The 25,206-nt window shown below is 68.9% G+C and carries 21 protein-coding genes and 1 riboswitch; of the genes, 7 read left to right on the forward strand and 14 right to left on the reverse strand.

The features are described 5' to 3' along the window. Positions 1–165: 165 nt before the first annotated feature. A complete protein-coding gene (locus VGN58_RS14560) occupies positions 166–561 on the reverse strand; it encodes a hypothetical protein (protein WP_327483896.1) in 396 nt (131 codons plus the stop codon). A gap of 167 nt (positions 562–728) precedes the next feature. Between VGN58_RS14560 and VGN58_RS14565 the strand changes: the two genes are divergently transcribed. Continuing rightward, the gene (locus VGN58_RS14565; RefSeq protein ID WP_327483897.1) at positions 729–1,364 is read left to right on the forward strand and encodes an NAD(P)H-binding protein; all 636 of its coding nucleotides are present in this window, start codon (positions 729–731) and stop codon (positions 1,362–1,364) included. Between the two features lie 9 nt (positions 1,365–1,373). Here VGN58_RS14565 and VGN58_RS14570 read toward each other — a convergent pair whose 3' ends face one another. The 3 genes from VGN58_RS14570 to VGN58_RS14580 form a co-directional block, all read right to left on the reverse strand. Continuing rightward, entirely contained in the window at positions 1,374–1,817 is a 444-nt protein-coding gene (locus VGN58_RS14570; protein ID WP_327483898.1) for a DUF4920 domain-containing protein, read from the reverse strand. 49 nt (positions 1,818–1,866) lie between these two features. Continuing rightward, on the reverse strand, positions 1,867–2,373 hold the full coding sequence (locus tag VGN58_RS14575) for a hypothetical protein (RefSeq protein ID WP_327483899.1): 507 nt from the start codon (positions 2,371–2,373) through the stop codon (positions 1,867–1,869). Positions 2,374–2,453: 80 nt separating this feature from the next. Continuing rightward, positions 2,454–3,242, reverse strand: coding sequence for a lytic transglycosylase domain-containing protein (locus tag VGN58_RS14580; protein ID WP_327483900.1), 789 nt, complete (start codon positions 3,240–3,242; stop codon positions 2,454–2,456). A 154-nt stretch (positions 3,243–3,396) separates the two neighbouring features. Here VGN58_RS14580 and ppa point away from each other — a divergent pair, with 154 nt between their 5' ends. After that, positions 3,397–3,951 carry an inorganic diphosphatase gene (ppa, locus tag VGN58_RS14585; protein WP_093295280.1) on the forward strand — a complete coding sequence of 185 codons (555 nt, stop codon included), beginning with the start codon at positions 3,397–3,399 and terminating at the stop codon, positions 3,949–3,951. Positions 3,952–4,086: 135 nt separating this feature from the next. Here the strand turns inward: ppa and VGN58_RS14590 are convergent, their stop codons facing one another. From VGN58_RS14590 to ilvD, 10 genes are all read right to left on the reverse strand, one after another. After that, positions 4,087–6,939: a TonB-dependent receptor plug domain-containing protein gene (locus VGN58_RS14590; RefSeq protein ID WP_327483901.1), complete on the reverse strand. Its 2,853-nt coding sequence runs from the start codon at positions 6,937–6,939 to the stop codon at positions 4,087–4,089. Between the two features lie 58 nt (positions 6,940–6,997). After that, on the reverse strand, positions 6,998–7,906 hold the full coding sequence (locus VGN58_RS14595; RefSeq protein ID WP_327483902.1) for a helix-turn-helix domain-containing protein: 909 nt from the start codon (positions 7,904–7,906) through the stop codon (positions 6,998–7,000). A 148-nt stretch (positions 7,907–8,054) separates the two neighbouring features. Then, positions 8,055–10,355 carry a winged helix-turn-helix domain-containing protein gene (locus VGN58_RS14600; RefSeq protein WP_327483903.1) on the reverse strand — a complete coding sequence of 767 codons (2,301 nt, stop codon included), beginning with the start codon at positions 10,353–10,355 and terminating at the stop codon, positions 8,055–8,057. 261 nt (positions 10,356–10,616) lie between these two features. Then, positions 10,617–11,309, reverse strand: a complete 693-nt coding sequence (locus VGN58_RS14605) for an ion channel (RefSeq protein WP_327483904.1) — start codon at positions 11,307–11,309, stop codon at positions 10,617–10,619. Between the two features lie 10 nt (positions 11,310–11,319). Then, a complete protein-coding gene (locus tag VGN58_RS14610; protein ID WP_327483905.1) occupies positions 11,320–11,487 on the reverse strand; it encodes a hypothetical protein in 168 nt (55 codons plus the stop codon). Then, entirely contained in the window at positions 11,484–12,083 is a 600-nt protein-coding gene (locus tag VGN58_RS14615; protein WP_327483906.1) for a DUF4136 domain-containing protein, read from the reverse strand. The genes VGN58_RS14610 and VGN58_RS14615 overlap by 4 nt, the downstream gene beginning before the upstream one ends. Before the next feature lie 94 nt (positions 12,084–12,177). Next, positions 12,178–14,064, reverse strand: a complete 1,887-nt coding sequence (gene thiC / locus VGN58_RS14620) for a phosphomethylpyrimidine synthase ThiC (protein WP_327483907.1) — start codon at positions 14,062–14,064, stop codon at positions 12,178–12,180. Between the two features lie 138 nt (positions 14,065–14,202). Next, positions 14,203–14,303, reverse strand: a riboswitch (TPP riboswitch). A 31-nt stretch (positions 14,304–14,334) separates the two neighbouring features. Beyond that, positions 14,335–16,173: a methyl-accepting chemotaxis protein gene (locus tag VGN58_RS14625; protein ID WP_327483908.1), complete on the reverse strand. Its 1,839-nt coding sequence runs from the start codon at positions 16,171–16,173 to the stop codon at positions 14,335–14,337. Between the two features lie 73 nt (positions 16,174–16,246). Then, positions 16,247–17,092 (reverse strand): phosphate/phosphite/phosphonate ABC transporter substrate-binding protein, encoded by an 846-nt coding sequence (locus tag VGN58_RS14630; protein ID WP_327483909.1) that lies wholly within the window; start codon positions 17,090–17,092, stop codon positions 16,247–16,249. A 7-nt stretch (positions 17,093–17,099) separates the two neighbouring features. Further along, the gene (gene ilvD, locus VGN58_RS14635; protein WP_327483910.1) at positions 17,100–18,941 is read right to left on the reverse strand and encodes a dihydroxy-acid dehydratase; all 1,842 of its coding nucleotides are present in this window, start codon (positions 18,939–18,941) and stop codon (positions 17,100–17,102) included. 366 nt (positions 18,942–19,307) lie between these two features. On the opposite strand from ilvD, the gene ilvC reads away from it, so the two are divergent. From ilvC to VGN58_RS14660, 5 genes are all read left to right on the forward strand, one after another. After that, entirely contained in the window at positions 19,308–20,315 is a 1,008-nt protein-coding gene (gene ilvC / locus VGN58_RS14640) for a ketol-acid reductoisomerase (RefSeq protein ID WP_327483911.1), read from the forward strand. Then, the gene (ilvG, locus tag VGN58_RS14645; protein ID WP_327483912.1) at positions 20,312–22,060 is read left to right on the forward strand and encodes an acetolactate synthase 2 catalytic subunit; all 1,749 of its coding nucleotides are present in this window, start codon (positions 20,312–20,314) and stop codon (positions 22,058–22,060) included. The genes ilvC and ilvG overlap by 4 nt, the downstream gene beginning before the upstream one ends. Further along, on the forward strand, positions 22,044–22,316 hold the full coding sequence (locus VGN58_RS14650; protein WP_213603225.1) for an ACT domain-containing protein: 273 nt from the start codon (positions 22,044–22,046) through the stop codon (positions 22,314–22,316). Before ilvG ends, VGN58_RS14650 begins: the two co-directional genes overlap by 17 nt. Before the next feature lie 72 nt (positions 22,317–22,388). Then, the gene (locus VGN58_RS14655; protein ID WP_327483913.1) at positions 22,389–23,525 is read left to right on the forward strand and encodes a threonine dehydratase; all 1,137 of its coding nucleotides are present in this window, start codon (positions 22,389–22,391) and stop codon (positions 23,523–23,525) included. Then, positions 23,522–25,072 carry a 2-isopropylmalate synthase gene (locus tag VGN58_RS14660; RefSeq protein WP_327483914.1) on the forward strand — a complete coding sequence of 517 codons (1,551 nt, stop codon included), beginning with the start codon at positions 23,522–23,524 and terminating at the stop codon, positions 25,070–25,072. Before VGN58_RS14655 ends, VGN58_RS14660 begins: the two co-directional genes overlap by 4 nt. Positions 25,073–25,206 lie beyond the last annotated feature (134 nt).

Raw genomic sequence — 25,206 nt, forward strand, 5'->3', positions numbered from 1 at the left:
CAGCCCCACCTTGCCGCCGGCGTTCTGAACGAAATTTGCGGCGCGACATGAACGTGCACGCGTGCTTAACCACGCGCGATCCGTCATCGGCTAGCCCGGTGTTAGGCCGTCGTGAGCACGGTGTCTGCGCGGTATCGAATGCGTGATGTCGCGCGCGTTTCGGTGTTACGCATCCGTTTTTTCGGCGCGGTCCTTCGCGGCGGCGTCATCGTTTTTTTTGCTGAACCATTGCCAACCCAGCACCACGCCGGTCAGCGCTCCGGCGATTTCCAGCACGACCCGCGAGCCCAGGCCGTCCGGATCGTGGATGCCCTGCAGCGCGATGCGCGCATAGAGCGGCGATTCGAGTCGTGCGATGCCCAGGTAGAACATGTTCCAGATATCCGCCCCCGCACCGACGATCACGGCACTCAGGCACGACCAGCCGATCGCATGGCCCATCGACCAGCGCATCCGTGCGCACAACGCATTCCAGAACAGGAAGCACAGCAGGCCGATCAGCAGCGCGATCAGCCCGGCTTCCAGCGCACCCAGCACGCCATAGTGCAGCGGCAGATTCATCGGCCGGGGCCTGCGGCATGGGAGGAGACGAAGCTGGCGAGGCGGTGCATGCAGGAATCCCGTGTCGTCGGGCCGCGCCCGCCCTGGAAGGGTAACCGATGCCGTCCCCTCCTCCTGCCGCAGGACTGGCAAGATGGCCAGGTCTCCCCGTCCCTGATGCACAGCCCATGACACGTCTGATGCTGGCCGGCGCCACCGGCCTGGTCGGCGACGCCGCCTTGCAGCGCGCGCTCGCCTCCCCGCGCGTGCTGCAGGTGGTCGCGCCCACGCGACGCCCGCTCGCGCCGCATCCCAAGCTGGTCAATCCGGTGGTGGACTTCGACGCGCTGCCCGCCGATGCCGACTGGTGGCGCGTGGACGCGGTGGCCTGCGCGCTGGGCACCACGATCCGCGATGCCGGCTCGCGGGAGGCTTTCCGCCGCGTGGACCACGACTATCCGCTGGCGATCGCACGGCAGGCGCATGCGCACGGCGCCACGACCTTCGTGCTGGTATCGGCGATGGGCGCCGATGCCGGTTCACGCGTCTTCTATTCGCGCACCAAGGGTGAAGTCGAAGACGCACTGGCCGGGATCGGCTTCTCGTCGCTGACGGTACTGCGTCCGGGACTGCTGGGCGGAGAGCGCAAGCAGCATCGCGGCGGAGAGCGCCTGGCATTACGCGTGCTGGGGGCGCTGGACGGCGTGCTGCCGCGGCGCTACCGCATCGTGCCCGCCGAACGGGTCGCCGACGCGCTGCTGCAGGCGGCGCTGGCTGCGCCGCCGGGCAGGCACATCATCCCGTCCGAGCGCCTGCTCGGCTGACCGCGCCGGTCAGGCGCCGGGATCGTCGGCCAGCACCTGCACGCCGTCGGCGACGATGCGGTACTCCACGGCCGGCACCGCGGCGCCGGAGGTCTCCTGCGCGGTATGCCGCTGCGCGTCCGGCGACAGTTCCACCCGCGCCAGCACGCCATGGACCTGGGCCTGGCCGCGTACGTCCTTCGGTATGTAGAAGTCGTGGTCGCCGAGCAGCACGCGGGCGCCCTGCCCTCCGTCTTCCAGCATCACCCAGCAGCCCTTCTTCTGGCAGACATCGACGACGCGGCCGCTGAACACCTTCGCCTGCCCGACATGTGCCGCAGGATCGGCCAGCGCGATGGCCAGCGGCACTGCGGGACCGGCAGGCGCGTCGGCACCGAACTTCTCCCACTGCGCGTCATCCGCCAGTGCCGCGCCCGCGAAGAACATCATTCCGGTGATCGCCCAACGTCGCATGCATCCATCCTCGTCCGGAGTCGCCGCGATGATACGTCGCTTGCCGGCGCTACTGCAGCAGACCGTGCGGCAGCACCTGCAGGCGCGCGATGCCGGGAGTCGCCAGCACTGCCACCGTGGCCTGCTCCAGCCGCGCATCGTCCGGGTCATCGATGACCAGCAACACCTGCCCGGGCTGGAGATGCGCCTCGTAGTCGCGACGGACGTCGCTGGGCACCGCCGAGCCGGCGAGGGAGGCCGCCCACATGCCCACGAAACCGCCGATCGCCACGCACACCGCCACGCCGGCGGGAGGGATGCCGACCGCAGGCACCAGCATCGCCGCACCGCCCAGCAGCAGCCCGAGCACCGCGCCGCCGATCAGGCCACGCACGGCGGCCGGCTTGAAGTCGGTCGGGGCGGCTTCCTTCTCGTGGTCGGGGACGTCCCGCGCCTCGGTCTCGGGACGGCCGATGAGGGCGGCATGGTCGGGGTCGATGCCCGCGCCGACGGCACGCCGCAAGGCGGCTTCGGCCACGGCGACGGTGGGGGCGCTGAATACGCGGCGGTGCTTCATCACGGTCTCCTGCCCGGCTGACGAAGGCCGGGCCACCCCACACGCTAGGCGTGCAGGCGCGGATATGGGGTGAAGATGCCTCAGAGCGCCGGCCGTTCCGGTGCCTGCTTGCGGCCCAGCGCGCGCAGGTACAGCTCGTACAGCGCGGTGACCTTGGAGACGTATTCCTGCGTCTCCGCATACGGGGGTACGCCGCCATAGCGCGTGACCGTGCCGATGCCGGCGTTGTAGGCCGCCGCGACCAGGGTCAGGTCGCCCTTGTATCGCTTCATCAGCTGCCGCAGATGGCGCGCGCCTGCGTGGATCGACTCCTCGGAGGAGAACGGGTCCGCCACGCCGTATTCCCTGGCCACGTCGGGCATCAGCTGCATCACGCCCATCGCACCCTTGGGCGACACCGCTTTGGCGTCGAAATCGCTTTCGGCATGCGCCACCGCGCGCAGCCACGCGTCGTCCACGCCGGTCTGGCGCGCGGCGGCCTTGAACTCGCTGGGGTACCGGTCCAGCTTCGGCTTGCCCACCCGACCCAGACCGGGATGCGCCGGTTCGCCCGGCGGCGTCTGCACGGTGAACTTCAGGTACGGCGTGGAACCCGGCAGGTTGCGGGTGGAATACACCTTCTGCCCGTCCTGCTCACGCTCGTACAACGTGCCGCTGAAGACGCCCATCGAGCCCCACAGGTTGGGCGTGCTGACGGCGTTGTCGTCGATCTCCTTGGCCACGCACTTCGACCCCGGCTCCGGCGCGGTGGCCAGGCTGACCGTCCCGCCCTGCACACAGCGGTAGACCGTGCGCGCGCCGGCCTCGGCGCTGGCCAGAAGGGCCAGCACCGTCAGCAGCAGGCTGGCGGTGGATCGGAGGTAGCGCATGGGCGGCGGATTCTAGGCCCGGACATGGGAGGACAACCTGAACCACGCGGCCCCCGCCGACGGTCGGCCACTGCGCCGATGGTCCTGCTGCGCCGCAGCAGCCAAGTGCGTAAAATGCCGGCTCTCACTCACCGCACCCCCTTCGGAGCACGCAATGGGCCTGGATCTGGTCACCGCCGGCAAGAACCCGCCGGACGAAATCAACGTCATCATCGAGATCCCGAAGGATGCCGAACCGGTGAAGTACGAAGTGGACAAGGCCAGCGGCGCGATCTTCGTCGACCGCATCCTCTCCACCCCCATGCGCTACCCCTGCAACTACGGCTACGTCCCGCACACCCTGTGCGGCGACGGCGACCCGGCCGACGTCCTGGTGGTGCTGCCGCTGCCGCTGATCCCCGGCTCGGTGATCCGCTGCCGCCCGGTGGGCGTGCTGCGCATGAGCGACGAAGCCGGCAGCGACGAGAAGCTGCTGGCCGTGCCGGTGGACAAGGTGTTCGCCGGCTACAGCCACATCAGCGACATCGACCAGGTCAGCCCGCACTGGCTGGAGCGCATCGGCCACTTCTTCGAGCACTACAAGGACCTGGAGAAGGGCAAGTGGGTCAAGCTCGACGGCTGGGGCAACGCTGCCGAAGCCAAGGCCGTGCTGGTCGACGCCATCGCCCGCCAGGCCGCGCAGCCGGAAGACGAAAAGCACAAGTTCTGAGCCCCGGCGCGGCGACGCGCGCGTGGACGGGAAGGCCGCCTTGTGCGGCCTTCTTTTTTGCGTCACGGGCCGGGCACAAAAAACCACGGCCCCTTGCGGGGCCGTGGCATGGAACGACAGCGGAGGATCCGGGGATCAGAAGCGCTGCTGGTACTTCATGTACATGTAGCGACCGATGTCGAAGCCGCCGTAGTAGGCGAAGTCGCTGTTCGGCGAGGTGAACATCACCGGACCGCGGTGGTCGAACACGTTGTTCGCGCCGATGGCGATCGTGGCGTTCCACGGCGCCTTCCAGCTGAACTGCACGTCATGGAACGTGTTGGAACCGGTCTGGCGCTGGGCGGCACCTTCGCCGTTCTGGTAGCGGTCCGGGTCGTTGCAGGGACGGCCGGCGACGCAGGCTTCGTTCATGCCGGAGTAGTAACGCGCGGTGTACGCCATGCCGAAGCTGTTCTTCTCCCAGCTCACGCCCAGGTTGGAGCGCACGCGGAAGATGCCCGGCTCGCCGACGCGGCCGATGGTGATCGGCTCGCCCGCGCTGTTCTCGCCCGCTTCGTCGTACTTGCTGACGTAGGAGGTCTGCCAGTCGACGGCGAACTGGCCCACGGCCAGTTCCGGCAGGCGGTACTTGACGCCCAGGTCCCAGCCTTCCGTTTCCATCGAACCCAGGTTGGCCAGGCCGTAGAACAGGTCGGTGATGTGGCCGTCGGCGGCACGCGCGATGCCGTTGCAGCGCGCGGCGTTGCCCAGCACGTAGCAGTCACGCAGGATGCGGTCGACGCTGTCCTCGATGATCATGTCGGTGAGCTGGTAGTTGTACCAGTCCAGCGAGATGTCCAGGCCCTGCACCCAGCGCGGGCTCCACACGACGCCGACGGTGCGGCTCTCGGAGGTTTCCGGCAGCAGGTTCGGGTCCGAACCGCTGAGGAACTGGTCCGGCGTCTGGCACGGATACGTGGTGCAGGGCACCAGGCCCTGGCCCAGCTGCACGTAACCCAGCGGAACGCCCGCGCCGGAGCACGCCGCGTTGCCGTTGACGCTGTTCACCGCGCCCACGCCGCAGGGATCAGTGTACGACTCGAAGCTGCTGCCGATGCCGCCGTACAGGTCGGAAATCGTCGGCGCGCGGAAGCCTTCGGCATACGTACCGCGGACCAGCAGCTCGTCCATCGGACGCCAGGTGAAGCCGAACTTGCTGTTCAGCGTGTCGCCGAAGTTGCTGTAGTCCGAATAGCGGCTGGCCAGGTTGAGGGTCAGTTCCTTGGCGAAGGCCACGTCCGACAGCAGCGGGACGTTGAGCTCCATGTAGACCTCGTCCAGCGAGTAGTCGCCTTCGGTGGTCGTGGCGGCCAGGCCGGTGCTTTCGCCCGACTGCGCGAACGCGTCCGGCACGAAGCGGCCCTGCTCGCGACGGTGCTCGACGCCCACGGCGATGCCCACGTCACCGGCCGGCAGCGCGAACAGCGAACCGGCCAGGTTGGCGGTGTAGCTGGTGGTGCGGGTGGTGCCGGTGTCGGTGTAGTACGGGAACAGGAAGCGCTGCACGTCCGGATCGGCCAGCGAACCCTGGCCTGCCACGCCGTTCGGCAGCAGCGGGTTCCACGGACGGCAGGCGCTCAGCGCGATCGGATCGGCGGCGGTACCGCACTGGGCGACGCCGTCGGCATTGATGAACGACGGACCCAGCGCCTGGCGCGACGCGATCAGGCTCATGTCGCCGTGGCCGGTCTTGGTGGTGTTGTTGCGGTTGATCAGCGCACCGACATCCCAGTCCCACGTCTTGTCGCCCAGTTCGAAGAAGCCCGAGAAGCCACCGGCGAAGCGGTAGGTCTCCAGCTCGCTGCGGGTGGTGCGCGGCACTTCCCACAGTCGGCGGCGGAAGTCGATGTCCGTGCCCGGCAGCGGGTTGAAGGCGCTGTCGCCCGAGAGCGGCGTGCCGAAGGCGGCCGACTGGTACGGATAGCCGGCGATCTGCTGGTCGGTGATGCGGTGGTTGTACAGGATGTCGGCGTTGAACGTGATGTTGTCGGTCACGTCGTAGTTCGAGTTCGCGAACACCGAACGCCGCTCGATGCCCGTCATCAGCATCATCTGCAGGTTGGCATTGGCGTTGTAGTCGGCGGTATGCGGCACGTAGTCGGCGGCATTGGTCGGGTCGCCGCCGGCGCGCAGGGTGCACCACGCATCCTCACCACCGGGTCCGCACGGACCGAACCAGGAGCCGTTCTGGCTGACCGGGCTCCAGCCCGAGCCGGGGTAGTTGGGACCGGCATTGCCGTCCTTCGAGAACCAGCGGTCGCCCGCGAACACCGGTTCCTGCTTGGAGTACTCGACCGACAGCGTGGTGCCGCCGCGCTCGCTGGTCGAGCCGGTGGTGAACGAGTAGGTCTGCGTCTCGCCGTCGCCTTCGCTGTACTGGCCGAAATAGGCTTCGGCTTCGGCGCCGTCGAAGCGCTTGCGGGTGATCACGTTGACCACGGCCGCGATGGCGTCCGAACCGTAGATGGCCGACGCGCCGTCCTTCAGGATCTCGACACGGTCGATCGCCGACATCGGCACCTGGCTCAGGTCCTGCAGGCCGGAGGTGGTCGCACCCAGGCGCTTGCCGTTGAGCAGGATCAGCGTGCGCTGCGCACCCAGGTTACGGATGTCGATGTAGTAACCGCCCACGTTCTCGCCCGAGGCCAGCGCATCGGAACGCGAGATCGCCGGCGAGCCGGCGGACGTCAGGTTCTGGAGGATGTCGGCGACCGAGGTGAAGCCCTGCTTCTCGATGTCCTGGCGGCTCAGCGTGATGATCGGCTGCTGCGTTTCCATGTCGGCGCCGCGGATGCGCGAGCCGGTCACTTCCAGGCGATCCAGCGTCGTGGTGCTGGAAGCGTCGGCGGTGGCTTCCTGCGCGCTGGCGAACGCGGGGATCAGTGCGATGGCGATACCGGCCGGCAGCATGCCGACCCGCATCGCACGACGCGAATTGCGGTGGTTCATTCAATCTCTCCTCAGAGGAACGTGTTGCGTTATGGGCGTGTTAAAACGCCCTGCAAACTTACGTTCCAGTCTTCACCACCGCTTTGCGGCCGACGCCCGATGACTTTGCCGAATCTGTCCTCGACGCCGCGGACGCGGTGCGGTAACGGCTGGCGGACGTGCCGAAGCGCGCGCGGAACGCACGCGCGAAACTGCAGCAGTTGTCGAAGCCCGACGCGGCCGCGACCTCGCCCACCATCATCGACGTGCTGCGCAGCAGGTCCGCCGCGTGTTCGAGGCGCAGGCGCGCCGCGGCCGCCTGCGGGCTTTCGTCGTACAGGCTGTAGAACGTGCGCGAGAAGTACCAGCTCGAGAAGCTGGTCAGTTCCGCCAGTTCGCTGATGCGGACCACGCGGTCGCAGTTGCCTTCCAGATACAGGCGCGCCCGTTGCAGGCGGCCGAACACCTGGCGCTTGCGGGTGCGCGAGCGGCCCGGGCAGCGCTGGATGTAGCGGTCGAGTTCCTGCTGGACCGCGGCGAAGTGCAGCAGCAGCGGACGCAGTGCGAATGCGTCGCCGGCGTCGGTGCCGCGCTCCGACGCCGCCCTCCACAGGCGCAGCAGGGTCAGCGCGTCGCGCCGGCTCATGCGGCCACGGCCGGAATAGAGGGGGCCGTCGGCGAACCGGGCCATCGCCTTCACGCCATCGGCGTTCAGCGCGACGCCCACGCACAGGCCGTGGCGATCGCTCTGGACCAGCGGCTTGGAATCGCGGTCCAGCGCGATCCATTGCCCGCGCCGCAGGCGGAAGCGCCCTTCCTTGGCCTCGACCCAGGAGGCGCCGCGCACCTGCACCCATATCGTGAACAGGTCACCGCCGGCCTGTGCCCCACCCAGCCGCGACACCGCGACACAGCCGCTCGACGCCGCCGCTTCCACCGCTTCCAGACGGACCAGCTGTCCGCGATCCGCCCACCAGGTTTGCTCCATCGGTCGTTCCACTTTGCATGACGTGTGGACGTGATGTGCCGTGTCGGGGGCGATGGCGGCAGGAAGTTTGCCGGAAATGTCGACGAAATCTTGCCGAATGCGGTTCCGAAGAAGTTACGAAAGAAACTTTCCGTTCCGCCTCAGGCAGTTAGCGGAACCCTCCGGCGTCCGGCGGCGGCGCGGCATCCAGCGACAGGAAGCCGATGTCGGAGCCGTCCACGACGGCCATCGAGACGTAGGTCACACGTTCGCGCGCATGTGCGCTGAATCCGTTCACGGTCGCCAGGTGGGTCGCCTCCAGGCAGCGCGGCGATGGGTGGGAGCGGCCGACCCCGATGTGGCGCAGGCTGACGTAGCATCCGGGCAACTGTTCGAGGTATTCGATCTGGCCGTCCTCGGTCACCGTCCAGGTCCGGTAGCGCTGGCTGGCGGGACGACTGCCGTCGACCTGGCGGATGCTGGCGGCGGTCAGGCCCAGGTCCGACTGCCACAGGCCGTCGCGGGCGAGCCGGGTGAACAGCACCCTGCCCTGCGCCAGGTCCGGGCGCGCGAACGACACGCCTTCGATGCTCGCCAGCCGGCGCCACGGCGTGCTCCGGCGGTCGAACAGCACCGCCTGCTGGCCGTCGCCGCTGCCGGCGACCACCAGCAGGTGGCCGGGGTCCGGCATGTAGGTGGCGAACAGCAGGTCCCCGGCCGGCACCGGGACCGGCAGCGAACGCAGCTGGCCGCTGGCGGGGTCGAGTTCGTGCAGGCCGTAGTGGCCGCGGACGTCGGTACCGATGACCAGCAGCCGCCCGCTGTCCGGCGACCAGGCCGGCAGGTGGCGCGACTCGGGACGGATGCCTTCGATGAGCCGCAAGGACGCGGGCCGCTCCATGTCCGCCCACCACAGCGCGAATTCGCCCGAGCGGTCGGACGCGAACGCGATCTGGCGCCCGTCCGGCGCCACCGACGGCAGCGAATCGCGACCCGACGACGGAAACAGGCGCTGCAGGGGCCGCGCGCCACCGTCCGCCGCATCGCCGATGCGGTACAGGCCGAACTGCGGCTTGCGCTGCACGAAGGCCAGCTGGTTGGACTGCGCGGCGATGGCCGGCGCCTGGGCATCTTCGATGCCGAGGTCGCTGATGGTCCGCGCCGCGAGGTCGAGCCGGTACAGGCGCGTGTGGCTGTCCACCCGACGGCCGAAGACGATGGCCTTGCCGTCGGCGGTCCAGTCCCAGCCGCGCAGCTCGGCGCGCTGGTGGGTCAGGCGCTCGGCCCGCCCCCCACCGGCGGGGATCCTCCACAGGTCGCCCAGCGGCGTGTTGCGGATGAAGGCGATCCAGCGTCCGTCCGGCGAGAACCGCGGCGCCGTGTCCACGTCCTGCGCAGTGGCGCCGTAATCGAGCGCGTGCCACCGGCCGGTGGCCAGATCCAGCAGCCGCAGGCCCGGCTCGCCGTCGCCACTCAGCGGACTGCTGAACACCAGGCCGGTGCCGTCGGGCGTCCAGTCGAACGAGGGCCGGTTGTGCGGGTCGCACTGGCCCAGCACGCGCGGTTCGCCGCCGCTGGCCTGCACCGCCATGATGCGGCAGTCCTCACCGGGCGAGCGGCGCAGGAAGGCGATCTCGCGACCGCTGGGCGACCATTCGGGGTTGGTGTCCCAGGCGCCTTCCGGCGGGAACGTGAGCGTGCGCGGCTGGGCCGGTTCGGTGGTCTGCACCAGGATCGCCGTGCCTGCCAGCTCCTCGGTCATGCTGGACAGGTACGCCACCTGCGAGCCGTCCGGCGACAAGGTCGGCGACAGCTCGAAGCCCGGCGACGACGTGATCAGCCGGTACGGCCTGGCCGCCGGCAGCAACGCGGTCACCTCGTCCTGCGCACCGATCTGCGGCCGCGGAACTCCCGACCACCAGAGCACGGCCAGGACGCATGCGATCGCCAGCACGCCCAATCCCAGGCCCCATCCCCAGCGCCGGAACAGCAGGGTATGGCAGGTGGCGGCATCGGCCGACATGGCGGGCGTGGACGCCGGCTCCGTCGACCCGGACGCCGGCGAAGCGTCGCCCCCTGCGTCCTGTTCGGCTGGCGGATCCTGCTCGGCATCGCGCGGCAGCCATTGCACGTCCACCAGCAGGCGATAGCCGCTCTTGGCGATCGTCTCGATGTACCGGGGACCGTCCGCGCGTTCGCCGAATGCCTTGCGCAACTGGGTGACGGCCTGGGTGACCACGTCGTTGGTCGGCAGCGTATCCGGCCACACGGCCGCCAGCAGCGCCTCGCGAGTGACCACGCGCGACGGGTTCTCCGCCAGCACGCGCAGCACCCCCATCGCCTTCGGCGTGATGCGCGCAGGCCTGCGTGCACCCGGCGCGTGGATCTCACGCAGCGGAACATCAACCAGGCATTCCCCCACCTTCAGGCGATCGCCTGCCGGTGGAGCGGCGGAGTCGGGGGATCTCATGGGGAGCGAATGCTGCGCGGTCGTCCAGGGTCCGTCATGTGCCTTAATGCCTGCCGCGCGATGGGCCAGGCGATCCGGCAGATTCGGCAAAGTGCCAAGGCAGTACGGGGAAAGCGCACCGTCGCGGTGCATTTTACAGTGACCCTCGTGCTCGCCCTGAACGGGAGCATCACAGGCAACCTCTCTCTCCCGCCGACGTCCTACTACACGAGCTCCAACATTCGCGCCGCAAGGCGCGAATTTTTTATGTCGTGAACCCGCTCACTCCACTTTGCGGGCGGGCGATTTCAGGATGGTCAGTCCGATCAGCCGCGACACCACCACGGCGATGTACATCACGCCGGCGAACTGCTCCAGCATCACCAGCGCACGCGCCTGCGGCAGGATCGGCACCACGTCGCTCAGGCCCACGCCCGACAGCAGGCTGAAGCTGAGGAACAGCAGCTCCATCCAGCTGCGCGGCGACTGCGGGTCGACGGCCGCGGTGAAGCTGCCCGGATACCACTGCTGGCAGACCGAAAAGGCGAACGCGAACGCCCACGCCAGCAGCGTGAAGGTCGCGCCCGCCGCGAACAGTTCGTCGCTGGTCACCGAATGGTCCTGCAGCATGTACGCGATCAGGCTGCCGGCGGTGTAGAAGTACAGGCCGCTTTCCAGCAGGTGGGCGTAGACCCACAGCGCCTGCATGTCGAAGACGGCGGCGAACACCGACAGCACGACGGAGGGAATGGCCAGCGACCACGCGACCCAGTTCACCGCCGTGCTGCGGTTGACCACCCACAGGGCCAGCGCCAGCACCAGGATGCCGAACGCGCCGAACAGCGCGCGGCCGGCCTGCGTGTCTTCCATGATCGGGTACAGCAGGATGCCCGCCAGCTGCACGATCAGCAGGAACGCGCAGGGATGCCGCCGCGCGGTCACCAGCCAGCGCAGCCAGCGCAAGGGCGTCGTCACGCGTCGGACCTCATTCGAGGTGGTACACCAGCGCGTAATAGACCACGTAGATCCACGACAGCAGGCCATGGATCACCGCCCACAGCAACGACTTGTTGGCGCTCCATGAGAGGGTGATGGCCAGCGCCGTGCCGAAGCCGATGCCGGCCTTGGCGATGCCGGGGCCGCTGCCCTTCATGGCGTGGCCGCCGGGGTGGCGCTGCCGGCCCGGTACGGATAGCGCAGGAAAATCTCGGCCACCGCCGCATCGATCTTCGCGCCGCGCTCTTCCGGCTTGGTGCGGCCCACGCGGCCGACCGCGACGCCGGTCCAGACCAGGCGGTTCTGCTTGGCATCCACCAGGTCCACGTTCAAGGTGCCCTCGGTGTACTTGTAGACGTCGGTGCGGTCGCGCCAGTAGGGCACCGCCACATAGCGGCGCGCACGGTAGCTGTAGTAGTAGTCGTAGTCGACCTCCGGCGTGTTCACGACGTCGGTCTTCTCCTGCATGTAGGCATTGAGGTTCACCCACAGGTCCGGCGAGGTCTCGTCGTAGACGTAGCCGCGCGCCTCCATCTGCCTGCGCGCGGCGTCCTTGGTCCGGCCGCTGGTCAGCGTGGCGTAGCCCTGCCCTTCGATCGCCAGCGGCGAATAGAAGGCGAAGCTGCGGTACTCGCCGAAGTTGGCGGACGGATCGACATCGCTGGTGATCCGCGGGCCGGTGGCGCAGGACGCCAGGAGAAGGACAGCGGCGGCCATCATCCAGCGGCCGGCATTGCGGGCGAAACGGGCCATGATCGTGCTCCTGTCGGGGACGCCGCCATCATGGCGGGCGTCCTGTGAACGCTACGGCAGCAGGCCCGGGACGGATGCGACCGCCCCTGCCCGGTCAGCCCTGACGATACACCTGCGCGCCCTGGGCCAGGAATTCCGCCGACTTCTCCGCCATGCCGGCCTCGAGCGCCGCCTGCTCCTCCACGCCGTGCTCGGCCGCGTAGTCGCGCACGTCCTGGGTGATCTTCATGGAGCAGAAGTGCGGCCCGCACATCGAGCAGAAGTGCGCCAGCTTGTGCGCGTCCTTGGGCAGCGTCTCGTCGTGGAATTCCTTGGCCTTCTCCGGATCCAGGCCCAGGTGGAACTGGTCCTCCCAGCGGAACTCGAAGCGCGCCTTGCTGAGCGCGTTGTCGCGCACCTGCGCGCCGGGATGGCCCTTGGCCAGGTCCGCCGCGTGCGCGGCGATCTTGTAGGCCATGATGCCGTCGCGCACGTCCTGGCGGTTGGGCAGGCCCAGGTGCTCCTTCGGCGTCACGTAGCAGAGCATCGCCGTGCCGTACCAGCCGATCATCGCCGCACCGATGGCGCTGGTGATGTGGTCGTAACCGGGCGCGATGTCGGTGGTCAGCGGGCCGAGCGTGTAGAACGGCGCCTCGCCGCACTCGCGCAGCTGCTTGTCCATGTTCTCCTTGATCAGCTGCATCGGCACGTGGCCGGGGCCTTCGATCATGCACTGCACATCGTGCTTCCACGCGATCTTGGTCAGCTCGCCCAGCGCTTCCAGCTCGCCGAACTGGGCGGCGTCGTTGGCGTCGGCGATGCAGCCCGGACGCAGGCCGTCGCCCAGCGAGAAGGCCACGTCGTAGGCCTTCATGATCTCGCAGATGTCCTCGAAGTGCGTGTAGAGGAAGTTCTCCTTGTGGTGCGCCAGGCACCACTTGGCCATGATCGAGCCGCCGCGCGAGACGATGCCGGTCACGCGCTTGGCGGTCAGCGGTACGTGGCGCAGCAGCACGCCGGCGTGGATGGTGAAGTAGTCCACGCCCTGTTCGGCCTGTTCGATCAGCGTGTCGCGGAAGATCTCCCAGGTCAGTGCCTCGGCGCGACCGTCGACCTTCTCCAGCGCCTGGTAGATCGGCACCGTGCCGATCGGCACCGGCGAGTTGCGGATGATCCACTCGCGCGTCTCGTGGATGTGCTTGCCGGTGGACAGGTCCATCACCGTGTCGCCGCCCCAGCGGATCGACCAGACCAGCTTCTCGACTTCTTCGGCGATGCCCGAGGACACCGCGCTGTTGCCGATGTTGGCGTTGATCTTGGTCAGGAAGTTGCGGCCGATGATCATCGGCTCGCTTTCCGGATGGTTGATGTTGTTGGGCAGGATGGCGCGGCCGCGGGCGATCTCGTCGCGCACGAACTCCGGCGTGATCAGCTTCTGGATGCTCGCGCCGAAACTCTCGCCCGGGTGTTGCGCCAGCAGGTGCGCTTCGCGCACCGCCTCCAGCCGCTGGTTTTCGCGGATGGCCACGTATTCCATCTCCGGCGTGACGATGCCGCGGCGCGCGTAGTGCATCTGGCTGACGTTGGCGCCGGCCTTGGCGCGGCGCGGCAGCACGCGGTTGGGGAAGCGCACCGCATCGAGCTTGGGATCCTGCTCGCGCTTGCGGCCGAACTCCGAGCTCAGCGCGGAGAGCTGCTCGGTGTCGCCGCGCTCCTCGATCCACCGGGCGCGCACCGCCGGCAGGCCCGCGGCCAGGTCGATGCGCGCTTGCGGATCGGTATACGGACCGGAGGTGTCGTAGACGGTGACCGGCGGATTCTCCTCGCCGCCGAACAGCGTCGGCGTCTGCGTCAGGGCGATCTCGCGCATCGGCACCTGCAGGTCGGGGCGCGAACCTTCCACGAAGATCTTGCGCGACCCGGGGATCGGGCGCGTGACGGATTCGGAGAGCTGGCCGGTCTGCTGCAGCAGGTCGGTGGCGGGCTTGGGAATGGCATTCATCGGCTTCGTCCTTTTTGATTCCCCGCAGGGCGAGTGCGGGGAGTTCGCGCAGTGGGACGCGAGGGGATCGCATCACGGACGAAGCGGCGGCGCGGCGGCGGACGGATTGCGGACCCTCGGCGGGCGGAACGGCAACACGGCGCATCCTGCGAAGCTTCCCTACGCCGGTCTCAACCGGATCAGGTTCGAAGGGTCTGTCTCAATCGCCGGCCCCGCCGGCGATACCCCCGCTTCGGGGCGAATTAGACCACAAACGCCCGCACCGCGAACTCATTCCAGCGTGTAGCCCACGCGGAAGCCGCCCCAGTGGCGGCCGGCGACGAAGACGGGGACGGACAGGTCGAACATGATCTGGCCGGTGTCGCGCCGGTAGACCTGCAGGCGGTACGGGTCGGTATGGGCGCCGACACTGCGGCCGACGCGGTCGGCGAAGATGCGCTTGGTGCGGTTGCCGACCAGGTCCTGCGCGCGGTCGCCGGTCAGCGGCTGGGTGAAGCGCAGGTTGTGCGTGGGCACGTAGCCGTCGGGATTGGCGCAGATGGCGAACACGATCCACGGATGCCGCGCCGCCACGGGTTCCTGCAGCGGCGGCAGCAGTTCGTCGCAGAGCGCGTCGAACGGCGTAGTGAACTTGGCTGGCTCGATGCCGGGGATGGGCGCGTAGTCGCGCGAAAAGAGCGCGTCTTCACCGATGCGTCCGTGACCCAGCGCCAGCGCCAGCGCTTCACCGATCCGCACGGCGGCGTCCTGCGCGAGATCGCGGACGCGCGCGTGGCGACGATGCCCGAGGGGATCGGCCGGCAGGCGGAACAGGCCGACGCAGTCCCGCAACGTATCGGTGCCCTGCGCCAGCGCGGTACCGCGCGCGGCGACCTGGTCCGCGTGCTCCAGGTTGCTGCGACTGAGGGCAGCCACCCGATCGACGGCGGCATCGATCGCGATGACTTCCTGATCCTGCGCGGAGACGCGCTCGACCACGGATTCCATCGCCTGGCTGGCGCGCGCCAGCAGGTCGCCGATGCCGACCAGCACCTCGCCGGTCGCTTCGGCCGAGGCCGCGCTCTCGGTCAGCGCACGCCCGCTTTCGTCCAGGATCACCCGCACGTCACGCGCCGCCGTTGCCGCCTGTTCGGCCAGCCGGCGGATTTCGGTGGCGACCACGGCGAAACCGCGCCCCGCCGGTCCCGCGCGCGCCGCTTCGATGCTGGCATTGATCGACAGGATGTTGGTCTGGAATGCGACGGCGTCGATGACTTCGATGACGTCGCCGGCGCGCGCGGAACGGCGCTCGACTTCGCGCATCGCATCGCCGAGCTGGCGTGCGGCGGCGACGCCCTGGCGTGCACTGGCGTCGGCGCTGGCGGCGACGGCAATGACCGCCTGCAGCTCTTCGCCTGCGCCCTTCAGTCCCTGCAGCAGGCGGCGCGTGATGTCGAGCACGGTGTCGAGCGCCGTCACCTGCGCCTGCGATTGCGTCAGCAGTTCGTCGTTGTCGCCGACCAGGTGAGGCACTTCCGCCGCCACCTGCACCGACAGCGCCACGGCCTGCCGGATCGCCTCGGCCAGGTTGCCGAAGCCGGCGGCGATCTGCCGCGACAGCGGATGCGCGGCCTGTGCATCCGGCAAGGCCAGATCGAGATCGCAACCGCCCAGCAGGCCGCCGATGCGCTCCAGCAATGCGCGTTCGGTCGCGGCATCGGCCAGGCGCTGCGCCAGGTCGCGCAGCGGAGGCGTCACCGCGACGGGACGCTCGCCCTGGGCCAGTCGCGTGGCGTCGCGCAGCAGCGCGGCGGTCTCCGGGTGCGGGAGCGACAGCAGCCAGCCTTCGCCATCGCGGTCGGCCTGGTAGCGGATGCGGCGGGCAGGATCGTTGCCCGGCGCGCACCAGGTGCCTTCTTCGTCGTTCAGCACGGCGACAGGCAGACCCCACAGCTGTTCGCAGGGTTGGCCCAGCAACGCATCCGGCGACAAGGCGAGCAGGTCCCAGGCGGCGCGATTGGCGGCCACCACGCGGGCGGCCGCGTCCAGGCGCACCAGTCCCACCGGCGCATCCGGCAGGGTGCCTTCACTGGCCGCGCGCTCGGCCTGCCTGTCTTCGATCGCTGCCATGTCCGCTCCTCCGTCTACCGGTAGCGGCCGGGATCGCAGCGAATTGAGCGCCCTGTTCAGGCGGGACCGGTATTCAGTCCTGGACCAGCGTCACCTGGGACAGGCGGGCAGCGTCGGCGGGAACGAAGACCGTGGCGTCGCCGAATTCGGGCCAGCCCATGCGCAGGGCGGCCATCACGGCCGGCTCCTCGCGATGCGCGTCCAGCAGCCAGGCAGCGATCGCCTGGCACGGTACGTCGGTCGTCGCGCGGCACACCAACGGCCCCGGCGGGATGGGATCGGAGCGCCACAGTTCGCGGATACCGTCGGGGCGCGACGCGTCGTAGACGTCGCCCGCCAGCGCCGCCACCTCCGCACGCCCGTCGACGACCGCCTGCAAGGCGGCCGCATGCGAACCCGCATGGATGACCGACGCGAATGCCGTCGCCGGATCCAGCGCCTGTTGGCGCAGATACTGCGCCGGCACGAAGCCACCGGACGCCGAATCGCGACCGACCAGCGCCAGCCGCAGGCTGCCGGCCTTCGCCTGAACCTCCGCGAGCGATGCGGCATCGCGCGCCACCAGCACCGCTCGGTAGCGATCCGCCTGCAACGCCGGCACCTGCGGGACCGGCAACGTGGTGACCTGCGCGATGTCGCGCCGCGCCTGCAGGTAGCCATGCAGGTTGGGCACCGCGACATCGACCTGGCCGTCGCGCATCGCCTGCACCAGCGCGGTCGGGGACGGGAACACCTTCACCTGCACCGGATGGCGGCCACGCTTCGCCAGGTAGTCGGCCAACGGCTGGATCGCGGCAAGGCGGTCGCGCTCGGGATAGGCGTAGGTGGCGACCACCCACGGCGTGTGCTGGTCCTCCTTGGCGGAGACGTGAAGGCCCGCCAAGGCGAACAGCAGGACCAGGACAAAGCGAACGCGCATCCGCCTGTCAGACGCCATCCAGCAGCGCCTTGTCACGCACGGCACCCTTGTCAGCGCTGGTCGCGAGCAAGGCATACGCCTTCAGCGCGGTGCTGACCTTGCGCGGACGCGGCTGCGCGGGCTTCCAACCCTTCGCATCCTGGGCGGCACGGCGCGCCGCGAGTTCCTCGTCGGACACCCGCAAGACGATGGAGCGTTGCGGGATATCGATACGGATGCGGTCGCCATCCTGCACCAGGCCGATCGCGCCGCCCGCCGCGGCTTCCGGCGATGCATGGCCGATCGACAGCCCGGACGTGCCGCCGGAGAAGCGGCCGTCGGTCAGCAGTGCGCACTGCTTGCCGAGGCCTTTCGACTTCAGGTAACTGGTCGGGTACAGCATCTCCTGCATGCCCGGGCCGCCTTTCGGCCCTTCGTAGCGGATCACGACGATATCGCCCGCCTTCACCTCGTCGCCGAGGATGCCGGCCACGGCCGCATCCTGGCTCTCGTAGACGCGGGCGGTGCCTTCGAAGACATGGATCGATTCGTCCACGCCCGCCGTCTTCACCACGCAGCCATCGACGGCGAGGTTGCCGTACAGCACGGCCAGGCCGCCTTCCTGCGAGTACGCGTGCCCGACGCTGCGGATGCAGCCCTCGGCACGGTCGATGTCCAGCGAGGGCCAGCGCGTGGCCTGGCTGAAGGCGACCTGGGTGGGAATGCCGGCCGGTCCCGCCTTGTAGAACGTGTGCACGGCCTCGTCGTCGCTCCGGGTGACGTCCCACTTGGCGATGGCGTCACCCAGTGATTTCGCATGCACGGTCGCGACGCCGGTATGCAGCAGCCCGCCGCGCGCCAGTTCGCCGAGGATCGCCATGATGCCACCGGCGCGGTGCACGTCCTCGATGTGGTACTTCTGCGTGTTCGGCGCCACCTTGCATAGCTGCGGCACGCGCCGCGACAAGCGGTCGATGTCGCGCATGTCGAACGGCACGTCGCCTTCCTGCGCCGCAGCCAGCAGGTGCAGGATGGTGTTGGTGGAACCGCCCATGGCGATGTCCAGCGTCATCGCGTTCTCGAATGCCTGCACCGTGGCGATGCCGCGCGGCAGCGCGCTGACGTCTTCACCGCCATACCAGCGGTGGCACAACTCGACCGCCAGCACGCCGGCACGCTTGAACAGCTGTTCGCGGTCGGCGTGCGTCGCCAGGACCGTGCCGTTGCCCGGCAACGACAGGCCGAGCGCCTCGGTCAGGCAGTTCATCGAGTTGGCGGTGAACATGCCGCTGCACGAGCCGCACGTGGGGCACGCGCTGCGCTCGACGGCGGCGACCTCCTCGTCGGACACGTTCGGGTCGGCCGCCATCACCATCGCATCGACCAGGTCGAGCTTGTGGTCCGCCAGCCGCGTCTTGCCGGCTTCCATCGGTCCACCGGACACGAACACCGTCGGGATGTTCAGGCGCAGCGCGGCCATCAGCATGCCGGGCGTGATCTTGTCGCAGTTGGAAATGCACACCAGCGCGTCGGCACAGTGCGCGTTGACCATGTACTCCACCGAGTCGGCGATGATCTCGCGCGACGGCAGCGAGTACAGCATGCCGTCGTGGCCCATCGCGATGCCGTCGTCGACGGCGATGGTGTCGAACTCCTTCGCCACGCCGCCGACCCGCTCGATCTCGCGCGCGACCAGCTGGCCCAGGTCCTTCAGGTGCACGTGTCCCGGCACGAACTGGGTGAACGAATTGGCGATGGCGACGATCGGCTTGTGGAAGTCGTCGTCCTTCATGCCGGTGGCGCGCCACAGCGCGCGGGCGCCCGCCATGTTGCGACCGTGCGTGGAGGTCCTGGAGCGGTATTCGGGCATGAAAACGGAGGTGCGGCTACGACGTGGGGAGGCTGGATTCTGCGGCGTTTTCTCGGTTTCAGTTGCAACCATCTCGACTGAAATCATCCGATCGTCGAAAAGACCGCAAAACCGCTTGACACGATTTGAAGCGGCATGTTTCTCTTGCCGCATGTTGCAGCGCCACACGCCCACGACGAACGAACCGACCGCCTCCGCCGCGGCGTCGCTCCTTGTACTCGTCCTTATTACCTCGCCCACAACTGCGGGACGGACCGGCGTGTAGGCAGCAAGCAACGCCAGATTCGCAAAACCCCGCACTGATGAAGTGCGGGGTTTTTTGTTTAAGAGCCTTCGATTCCACCTCAACCTCAGGAAATCAGCGCCATGACCACCGCCAACGCCCTCCCGCATCCCACGATCGCCGTCATCGGTTACGGCAGCCAGGGCCGCGCGCATGCGCTGAACCTGCGCGATTCCGGTTTCGATGTCGTCGTCGGGCTGCGTCCGGGCGGTCCGACCGAAGTGAAAGCCAAGGCCGACGGTTTCGCGGTGAAAGCTCCGGCCGAGGCGGTGAAGGACGCCGACCTGGTCGCGGTGCTGACGCCGGACATGGTGCAGAAGAAGCTCTACGCCGACGTGCTGGCGCCGAACATGAAGCAGGGCGCGGTGCTGCTGTTCGCGCACGGCCTCAACGTGCACTTCGGCATGATCGAACCGCGCGACGACCTAGATGTGGTGCTGGTCGCGCCGAAGGGTCCGGGCGCGCTGGTGCGCCGCGAGTACGAGATCGGTCGTGGCGTGCCCTGCATCTACGCCGTGCACCAGGACAGGAGCGGCAAGGCCGAACAGTTCGCGCTGGCCTACGCCGGCGGCCTGGGTGGCGCGCGCGCCAACATCATCAAGACCACGTTCAAGGAAGAGACCGAGACCGACCTGTTCGGCGAACAGGCCGTGCTGTGCGGCGGCGCCTCGTCGCTGGTGCAGGCCGGTTTCGAGACGCTGGTCGAAGCCGGCTACCAGCCGGAGATCGCCTACTACGAAGTGCTGCACGAGCTGAAGCTGATCGTCGACCTGTTCTACGAAGGCGGCATCACCCGCATGCTGGAATTCATCTCCGAGACCGCGCAGTACGGCGACTTCGTCAGCGGTCCGCGCGTCATCGACGCCAGCGTCAAGGCGCGCATGAAGGACGTGCTGACCGACATCCAGAACGGCACCTTCACCCGCAACTGGCAGGCCGAGTACGACGCCGGCCTGCCGAACTACAGGAAGTTCCAGCAGGCCGACAAGGACCACCCGATCGAGAAGGTCGGCAGGGAACTGCGCGCGAAGATGGTGTGGCTGCAGGCCAACGCCGCGCAACCCGATACAGACGAGCAGGCCGCCGCATGAACGCCGCCGCGGCCACTGCCCCACGCAATGGCGCCCGCTGGCTGGCCCGTGCCCTGGAAATCGAGGGCGTGGACACGCTGTTCGGCTATCCCGGCGGCACCATCATGCCGTTCTACGACGCGCTGGTGGACTCCAACCTCAAGCACATCCTGGTGCGCCACGAGCAGGGCGCGGCGCTGGCCGCGAACGGCTATGCCCGCGCCAGCGGCAAGGTCGGCGTGTGCGTGGCCACGTCCGGTCCGGGCGCGTCGAACCTGGTGACCGGCATCGCCGATGCGATGCTGGACTCGGTGCCGATGGTCTGCCTGACCGGCCAGGTCGCCACCACGCTGATGGGCACCGACGCGTTCCAGGAACTGGACGTGTTCGGCCTGACCCTGCCGATCGTGAAGCACAGCTTCGTCGCCCGGCGCGTGGACGACCTGCCGACCATGGTGCGCGAGGCCTTCCGCATCGCGCGCGAAGGGCGTCCCGGGCCGGTGCTGATCGATCTGCCGAAGGACGTGCAGATGTCCGATGCCTCGCACCTGCCCGACCACGTGCCGGCCAGCGTCGATCCGCTGCCGGCACCGGATGATGCGACGCTGGCGGACGCGCTGGCCGCCATCGCCGGTTCGGAGAAGCCGCTGATCTACGGCGGCGGCGGGATCGGCATCGCCGACGCGGTGGAGGCGTTCCGGCAGTTCGTCGACGCGACCAAGATCCCCACCGTGCTGACGCTGCGCGCGCTGGGCGCCCTGCCCGCCAGCCATCCGCACTACCTGGGCATGCTGGGCATGCACGGCACGCGCGCCGCCAACATGGCCACGCAGGAATGCGATCTGCTGATCGTGGTCGGCGCGCGCTTCGACGACCGCGCGACCGGCAAGCTGGCCGAGTTCGCGCCGTTCGCCCGCGTGCTGCACGTGGACGCCGACGCCTACGAGATCGGCAAGCTGCGCACCGCGGACATCGCGGTGCCCGGCGACATCGCCACCAGCCTGAAAGCGCTGACGGCCGCGCGCAGCACGTGCGACGAGTGGCGCAGGCACTGCCTGGGCAACCGCGACCGCTTCGGCTTCCGCTACGACGCGCCCGGCACCGACATCTACGCGCCCGGGCTGCTGAAGCGGTTGAGCGACGTGGCGCCGGCGGACGCCATCGTCGTCTGCGACGTGGGCCAGCACCAGATGTGGGTGGCGCAGCACTGCCGGTTCACCCATCCGCGCAACCACCTGACCAGCGGTGCGCTGGGGACGATGGGCTTCGGCCTGCCGGCCGCGATGGGCGCGCAGTTCGCCTGTCCCGACCGCACCGTCGTGCTGGTCAACGGCGATGGCGGCTTCATGATGAACGTGCAGGAGCTGGCGACCATCGCGCGCTGCAAGCTGCCGGTGAAGATCGTGCTGATCGACAACAGCGCGCTGGGCATGGTGCGACAGTGGCAGGAACTGTTCTTCGCCGAGCGCTACAGCGAGATCGACCTGTCCGACAACCCCGACTTCGCCGCACTGGCGCGCGTGTTCGGCATTCCCGCGCACCACATCAGCCTGCGCGACGAGGTGGACGATGCGCTGGCGAAGCTGCTGGCCACGCCGGGGCCGGCGCTGCTGCACGTCACCATCGACATCAAGGCCAACGTCTGGCCGCTGGTACCGCCGAACCACGCCAACAGCTCGATGCTGGACGCCAATCCCGCCAAGGTCGCCGCCGAGACTGCCATCGCGGCCCACGGCCCGGAGAAGACGAATGCGCTACCGGCTTGAACTCAAGCTCAAACCTGCCGAGGGCGCCCTGCTGCGCGTGCTGGGCATGATCGAGCGCCGTGGCTTCCCGCCACACGCGGTACATGCGACCCACGACAGCGAAGGCTACTGGGCGCTGGCGCTGGTGATCGACAGTACGCGCGCGCCGGAAACGCTGCGCCAGCAGTTGCTGAAGATCTACGACGTGGAGGAACTGTCCTTCAGCGCTGTGCAGGAACTGAGCCGCGACCGTCGCCCGCAGGATCGCGCCGCATGAACGCCGCGTCCGCCACCGCGCGCGCCGTGGTCCGGAGGCGTCTTCTTCAACATCGGCCGCACCCGTGCCGCGATGCCTGACGCCGGCCGCGCCCCCGCCAGCAATGAGCCCGACGTAGGCGACGTCGTCGTCACCGTGGCCGACGTGCTGGCGGCACAGGCGCGGCTGCGCCGGTACCTGCCGCCGACACCGATGCATCACGCAGAGCGGTTCGGGGTGATGCTGAAGCTGGAGAACCTGCAGCGCACCGGCTCGTACAAGGTCCGCGGCGCCCTGAACGCGCTGCTGGCGGCACGCGAGCGCGGCGACCAGCGCCCGGTGATCGCCGCCTCGGCCGGCAACCATGCGCAGGGCCTGGCGTGGGCCGCCTACCGCCTGGGCGTGCAGGCGATCACGGTGATGCCGCACGGCGCACCGGCCACCAAGATCGCCGGCGTCGCGCATTGGGGCGCCACCGTGCGCCAGCACGGCAACAGTTACGACGAGGCGTTCGCCTTCGCGAAGGAACTCGCCGAACAGAATGGCTACCGCTTCCTGTCCGCGTTCGACGACCCGGACGTCATCGCCGGCCAGGGCACGGTCGGCATCGAGATTGCGCCGCATGCGCCGGATGTCGTCATCGTCCCGATCGGCGGCGGCGGCCTGGCCTCCGGCGTCGCGCTGGCATTGAAGTCGCAGGGCGTGCGCGTCGTCGGCGCGCAGGTCGAAGGCGTGGATTCGATGATCCGGGCGATGAAGGGCGATGTCTCGCCGGTCGACCCGGTCGCGTCGCTGGCCGACGGCGTCCGCGTCAAGGTGCCCGGCTTCATCACCCGGCGGCTGTGCACCCAGCTGCTCGACGACGTGGTGACCGTGCGCGAAGCGGAGCTGCGCGAGACGCTGGTGCGGCTGGCGCTGGAAGAGCACCTGATCGCCGAGGGCGCGGGCGCGCTGGCGCTGGCCGCCGGGCGCCGCGTCGCCGGCAAGCGCAAGTGCGCCGTCGTCTCGGGCGGCAACATCGATGCGATGGTGCTGGCCCAACTGCTGTCCGATGTCCGCCCACGCGCACCACGCAAGCCACGCCGCCGCAGCGTCGACGGCGACCCCTCGCTTTCCCCCGGCCGCGCACTCCACCGCGCGGCCGCACCGACCTCCCCCATCAAGACCGGCGCGCGTCGCATTGCGGTCGCGCCCCTGGAAACAGCAGTACACGAGGAATCCATCTGGTGAACACGACCATTCCCACCTCCGCGCAGATCCGGATTTTCGACACCACGCTGCGCGACGGCGAACAATCCCCCGGCTGCAGCATGACGCCGCAGCAGAAGCTGGTGATGGCCCGCGGCCTGGCCGACCTGGGCGTGGACATCATCGAGACCGGTTTTCCCGCCAGTTCGCAGTCCGACCGCGAAGCGCACGCACTGATCGCCCGTGACCTGCGCGGGACGACGCTGGCCGTGCTGTCGCGCTGCCTGACCGGCGACATCGAGACCTCGCTGCGCACGCTGTCGGCGTCGGCGAAGCCGCGCCTGCACCTGTTCCTGTCGACCAGCCCGCTGCACCGTGAACACAAACTGCGCATGAGCCGCGAACAGGTGCTGGAATCGATCGACACCCACGTGCGCATGGCACGGGGCCATATCGACGACATCGAGTTCTCCGCCGAGGACGCGACGCGTACCGAGGAGGACTTCCTGCACCAGGCCATCGCCACCGCCATCTCGGCCGGCGCCACGACCATCAACCTGCCGGATACCGTGGGCTTCACCACGCCGGAGGAGATCCGCGGCATGTTCGAGCGCGCGATCGCCCGCATTCCGGGGGCCGACACGGTGGTGTTCAGCGCGCACTGCCACAACGACCTGGGCCTGGCCGTGGCGAACTCGCTGGCCGCCATCGAAGGCGGTGCGCGCCAGGTCGAAGGCTCGATCAACGGCATCGGCGAGCGCGCCGGCAACTGCGCGATCGAAGAGCTGGTGATGACGCTGAAGGTCCGCAACGCCTTCTACAACCTGGACACGGGCATCGACACGCAGCGCATCGTGCCGACCTCGCAACTCCTGTCGCGGCTGGTCGGCATGCCGGTGCAGCGCAACAAGGCCATCGTCGGCGCCAATGCGTTCGCGCACGAGTCCGGCATCCACCAGCATGGCATGCTGCGCCATCGCGGCACCTACGAGATCATGCAGCCGCAGGACGTGGGCTGGCCGTCGTCGCAGATGGTGCTGGGCCGCCACAGCGGCCGCGCCGCGGTCGAGCAGCGCCTGCGGGCGCTGGGTTATTGGCTGGAGGAGGAAGAACTGAAGCTGGTGTTCGAACAGTTCAAGGCGCTGTGCGAACAGCAGCGCGTGGTCGGCGACGCCGACCTGCAGGCGCTGATGCAGGATGCCGCGGTCAGCGACGGCTACCGGCTGTCGTCGATGACCATCAGCGATGTCGGCAGCCGCGCGAATGCGCTGGTCGAGCTGTCCGATCCGGACGGCAAGCGCATCTCGGAAACCGCACAAGGCAATGGCCCGGTCGACGCGCTGTTCAGTGCGTTGGCTGCGGCCACCGGCGTGGAACTGCAGCTGGAGAGCTACCAGGTCCACAGTGTCGGCATCGGCGCCGATGCGCGCGGCGAGGCCAGCCTGTCGGTGCGTTGCGACGGCCAGGAGTACGAGGGCACGGGCACCAGCAAGGACATCATCGAGGCCAGCGCACTGGCCTGGCTGGACGTGGCCAACCGGTTGCTCCGCCAGCGCCGTGTCGAACAGCAGGAAGCAGCGGCGGCATGAGCGGCATCCACTGCTCCGTACACGCTCCCTCCCCCGTTACACGGGGGAGGGTTGGGGTGGGGGCGAACCGGAGCCGCGCGTGTATTCGAGCCACGCGTGTATCGAGTGCAGAGCGGCCTTCCCCACTCGACTCC

This window comes from Pseudoxanthomonas sp., from assembly GCF_035999195.1.
In the GTDB taxonomy this organism is placed as follows: domain Bacteria; phylum Pseudomonadota; class Gammaproteobacteria; order Xanthomonadales; family Xanthomonadaceae; genus Pseudoxanthomonas_A.

Excerpts from the sequence above, each read along its gene's own strand:
- VGN58_RS14560 (WP_327483896.1), bottom strand. The coding sequence starts at position 561 with ATGAATCTGCCGCTGCACTATGGCGTGCTGGGTGCGCTGGAAGCCGGG.
- VGN58_RS14565 (WP_327483897.1), top strand. The coding sequence starts at position 729 with ATGACACGTCTGATGCTGGCCGGCGCCACCGGCCTGGTCGGCGACGCC.
- VGN58_RS14570 (WP_327483898.1), bottom strand. The coding sequence starts at position 1,817 with ATGCGACGTTGGGCGATCACCGGAATGATGTTCTTCGCGGGCGCGGCA.
- VGN58_RS14575 (WP_327483899.1), bottom strand. The coding sequence starts at position 2,373 with ATGAAGCACCGCCGCGTATTCAGCGCCCCCACCGTCGCCGTGGCCGAA.
- VGN58_RS14580 (WP_327483900.1), bottom strand. The coding sequence starts at position 3,242 with ATGCGCTACCTCCGATCCACCGCCAGCCTGCTGCTGACGGTGCTGGCC.
- ppa (WP_093295280.1), top strand. The coding sequence starts at position 3,397 with ATGGGCCTGGATCTGGTCACCGCCGGCAAGAACCCGCCGGACGAAATC.
- VGN58_RS14590 (WP_327483901.1), bottom strand. The coding sequence starts at position 6,939 with ATGAACCACCGCAATTCGCGTCGTGCGATGCGGGTCGGCATGCTGCCG.
- VGN58_RS14595 (WP_327483902.1), bottom strand. The coding sequence starts at position 7,906 with ATGGAGCAAACCTGGTGGGCGGATCGCGGACAGCTGGTCCGTCTGGAA.
- VGN58_RS14600 (WP_327483903.1), bottom strand. The coding sequence starts at position 10,355 with ATGAGATCCCCCGACTCCGCCGCTCCACCGGCAGGCGATCGCCTGAAG.
- VGN58_RS14610 (WP_327483905.1), bottom strand. The coding sequence starts at position 11,487 with ATGAAGGGCAGCGGCCCCGGCATCGCCAAGGCCGGCATCGGCTTCGGC.
- VGN58_RS14615 (WP_327483906.1), bottom strand. The coding sequence starts at position 12,083 with ATGGCCCGTTTCGCCCGCAATGCCGGCCGCTGGATGATGGCCGCCGCT.
- thiC (WP_327483907.1), bottom strand. The coding sequence starts at position 14,064 with ATGAATGCCATTCCCAAGCCCGCCACCGACCTGCTGCAGCAGACCGGC.
- VGN58_RS14625 (WP_327483908.1), bottom strand. The coding sequence starts at position 16,173 with ATGGCAGCGATCGAAGACAGGCAGGCCGAGCGCGCGGCCAGTGAAGGC.
- VGN58_RS14630 (WP_327483909.1), bottom strand. The coding sequence starts at position 17,092 with ATGCGCGTTCGCTTTGTCCTGGTCCTGCTGTTCGCCTTGGCGGGCCTT.
- ilvD (WP_327483910.1), bottom strand. The coding sequence starts at position 18,941 with ATGCCCGAATACCGCTCCAGGACCTCCACGCACGGTCGCAACATGGCG.
- ilvC (WP_327483911.1), top strand. The coding sequence starts at position 19,308 with ATGACCACCGCCAACGCCCTCCCGCATCCCACGATCGCCGTCATCGGT.
- ilvG (WP_327483912.1), top strand. The coding sequence starts at position 20,312 with ATGAACGCCGCCGCGGCCACTGCCCCACGCAATGGCGCCCGCTGGCTG.
- VGN58_RS14650 (WP_213603225.1), top strand. The coding sequence starts at position 22,044 with ATGCGCTACCGGCTTGAACTCAAGCTCAAACCTGCCGAGGGCGCCCTG.
- VGN58_RS14655 (WP_327483913.1), top strand. The coding sequence starts at position 22,389 with ATGCCTGACGCCGGCCGCGCCCCCGCCAGCAATGAGCCCGACGTAGGC.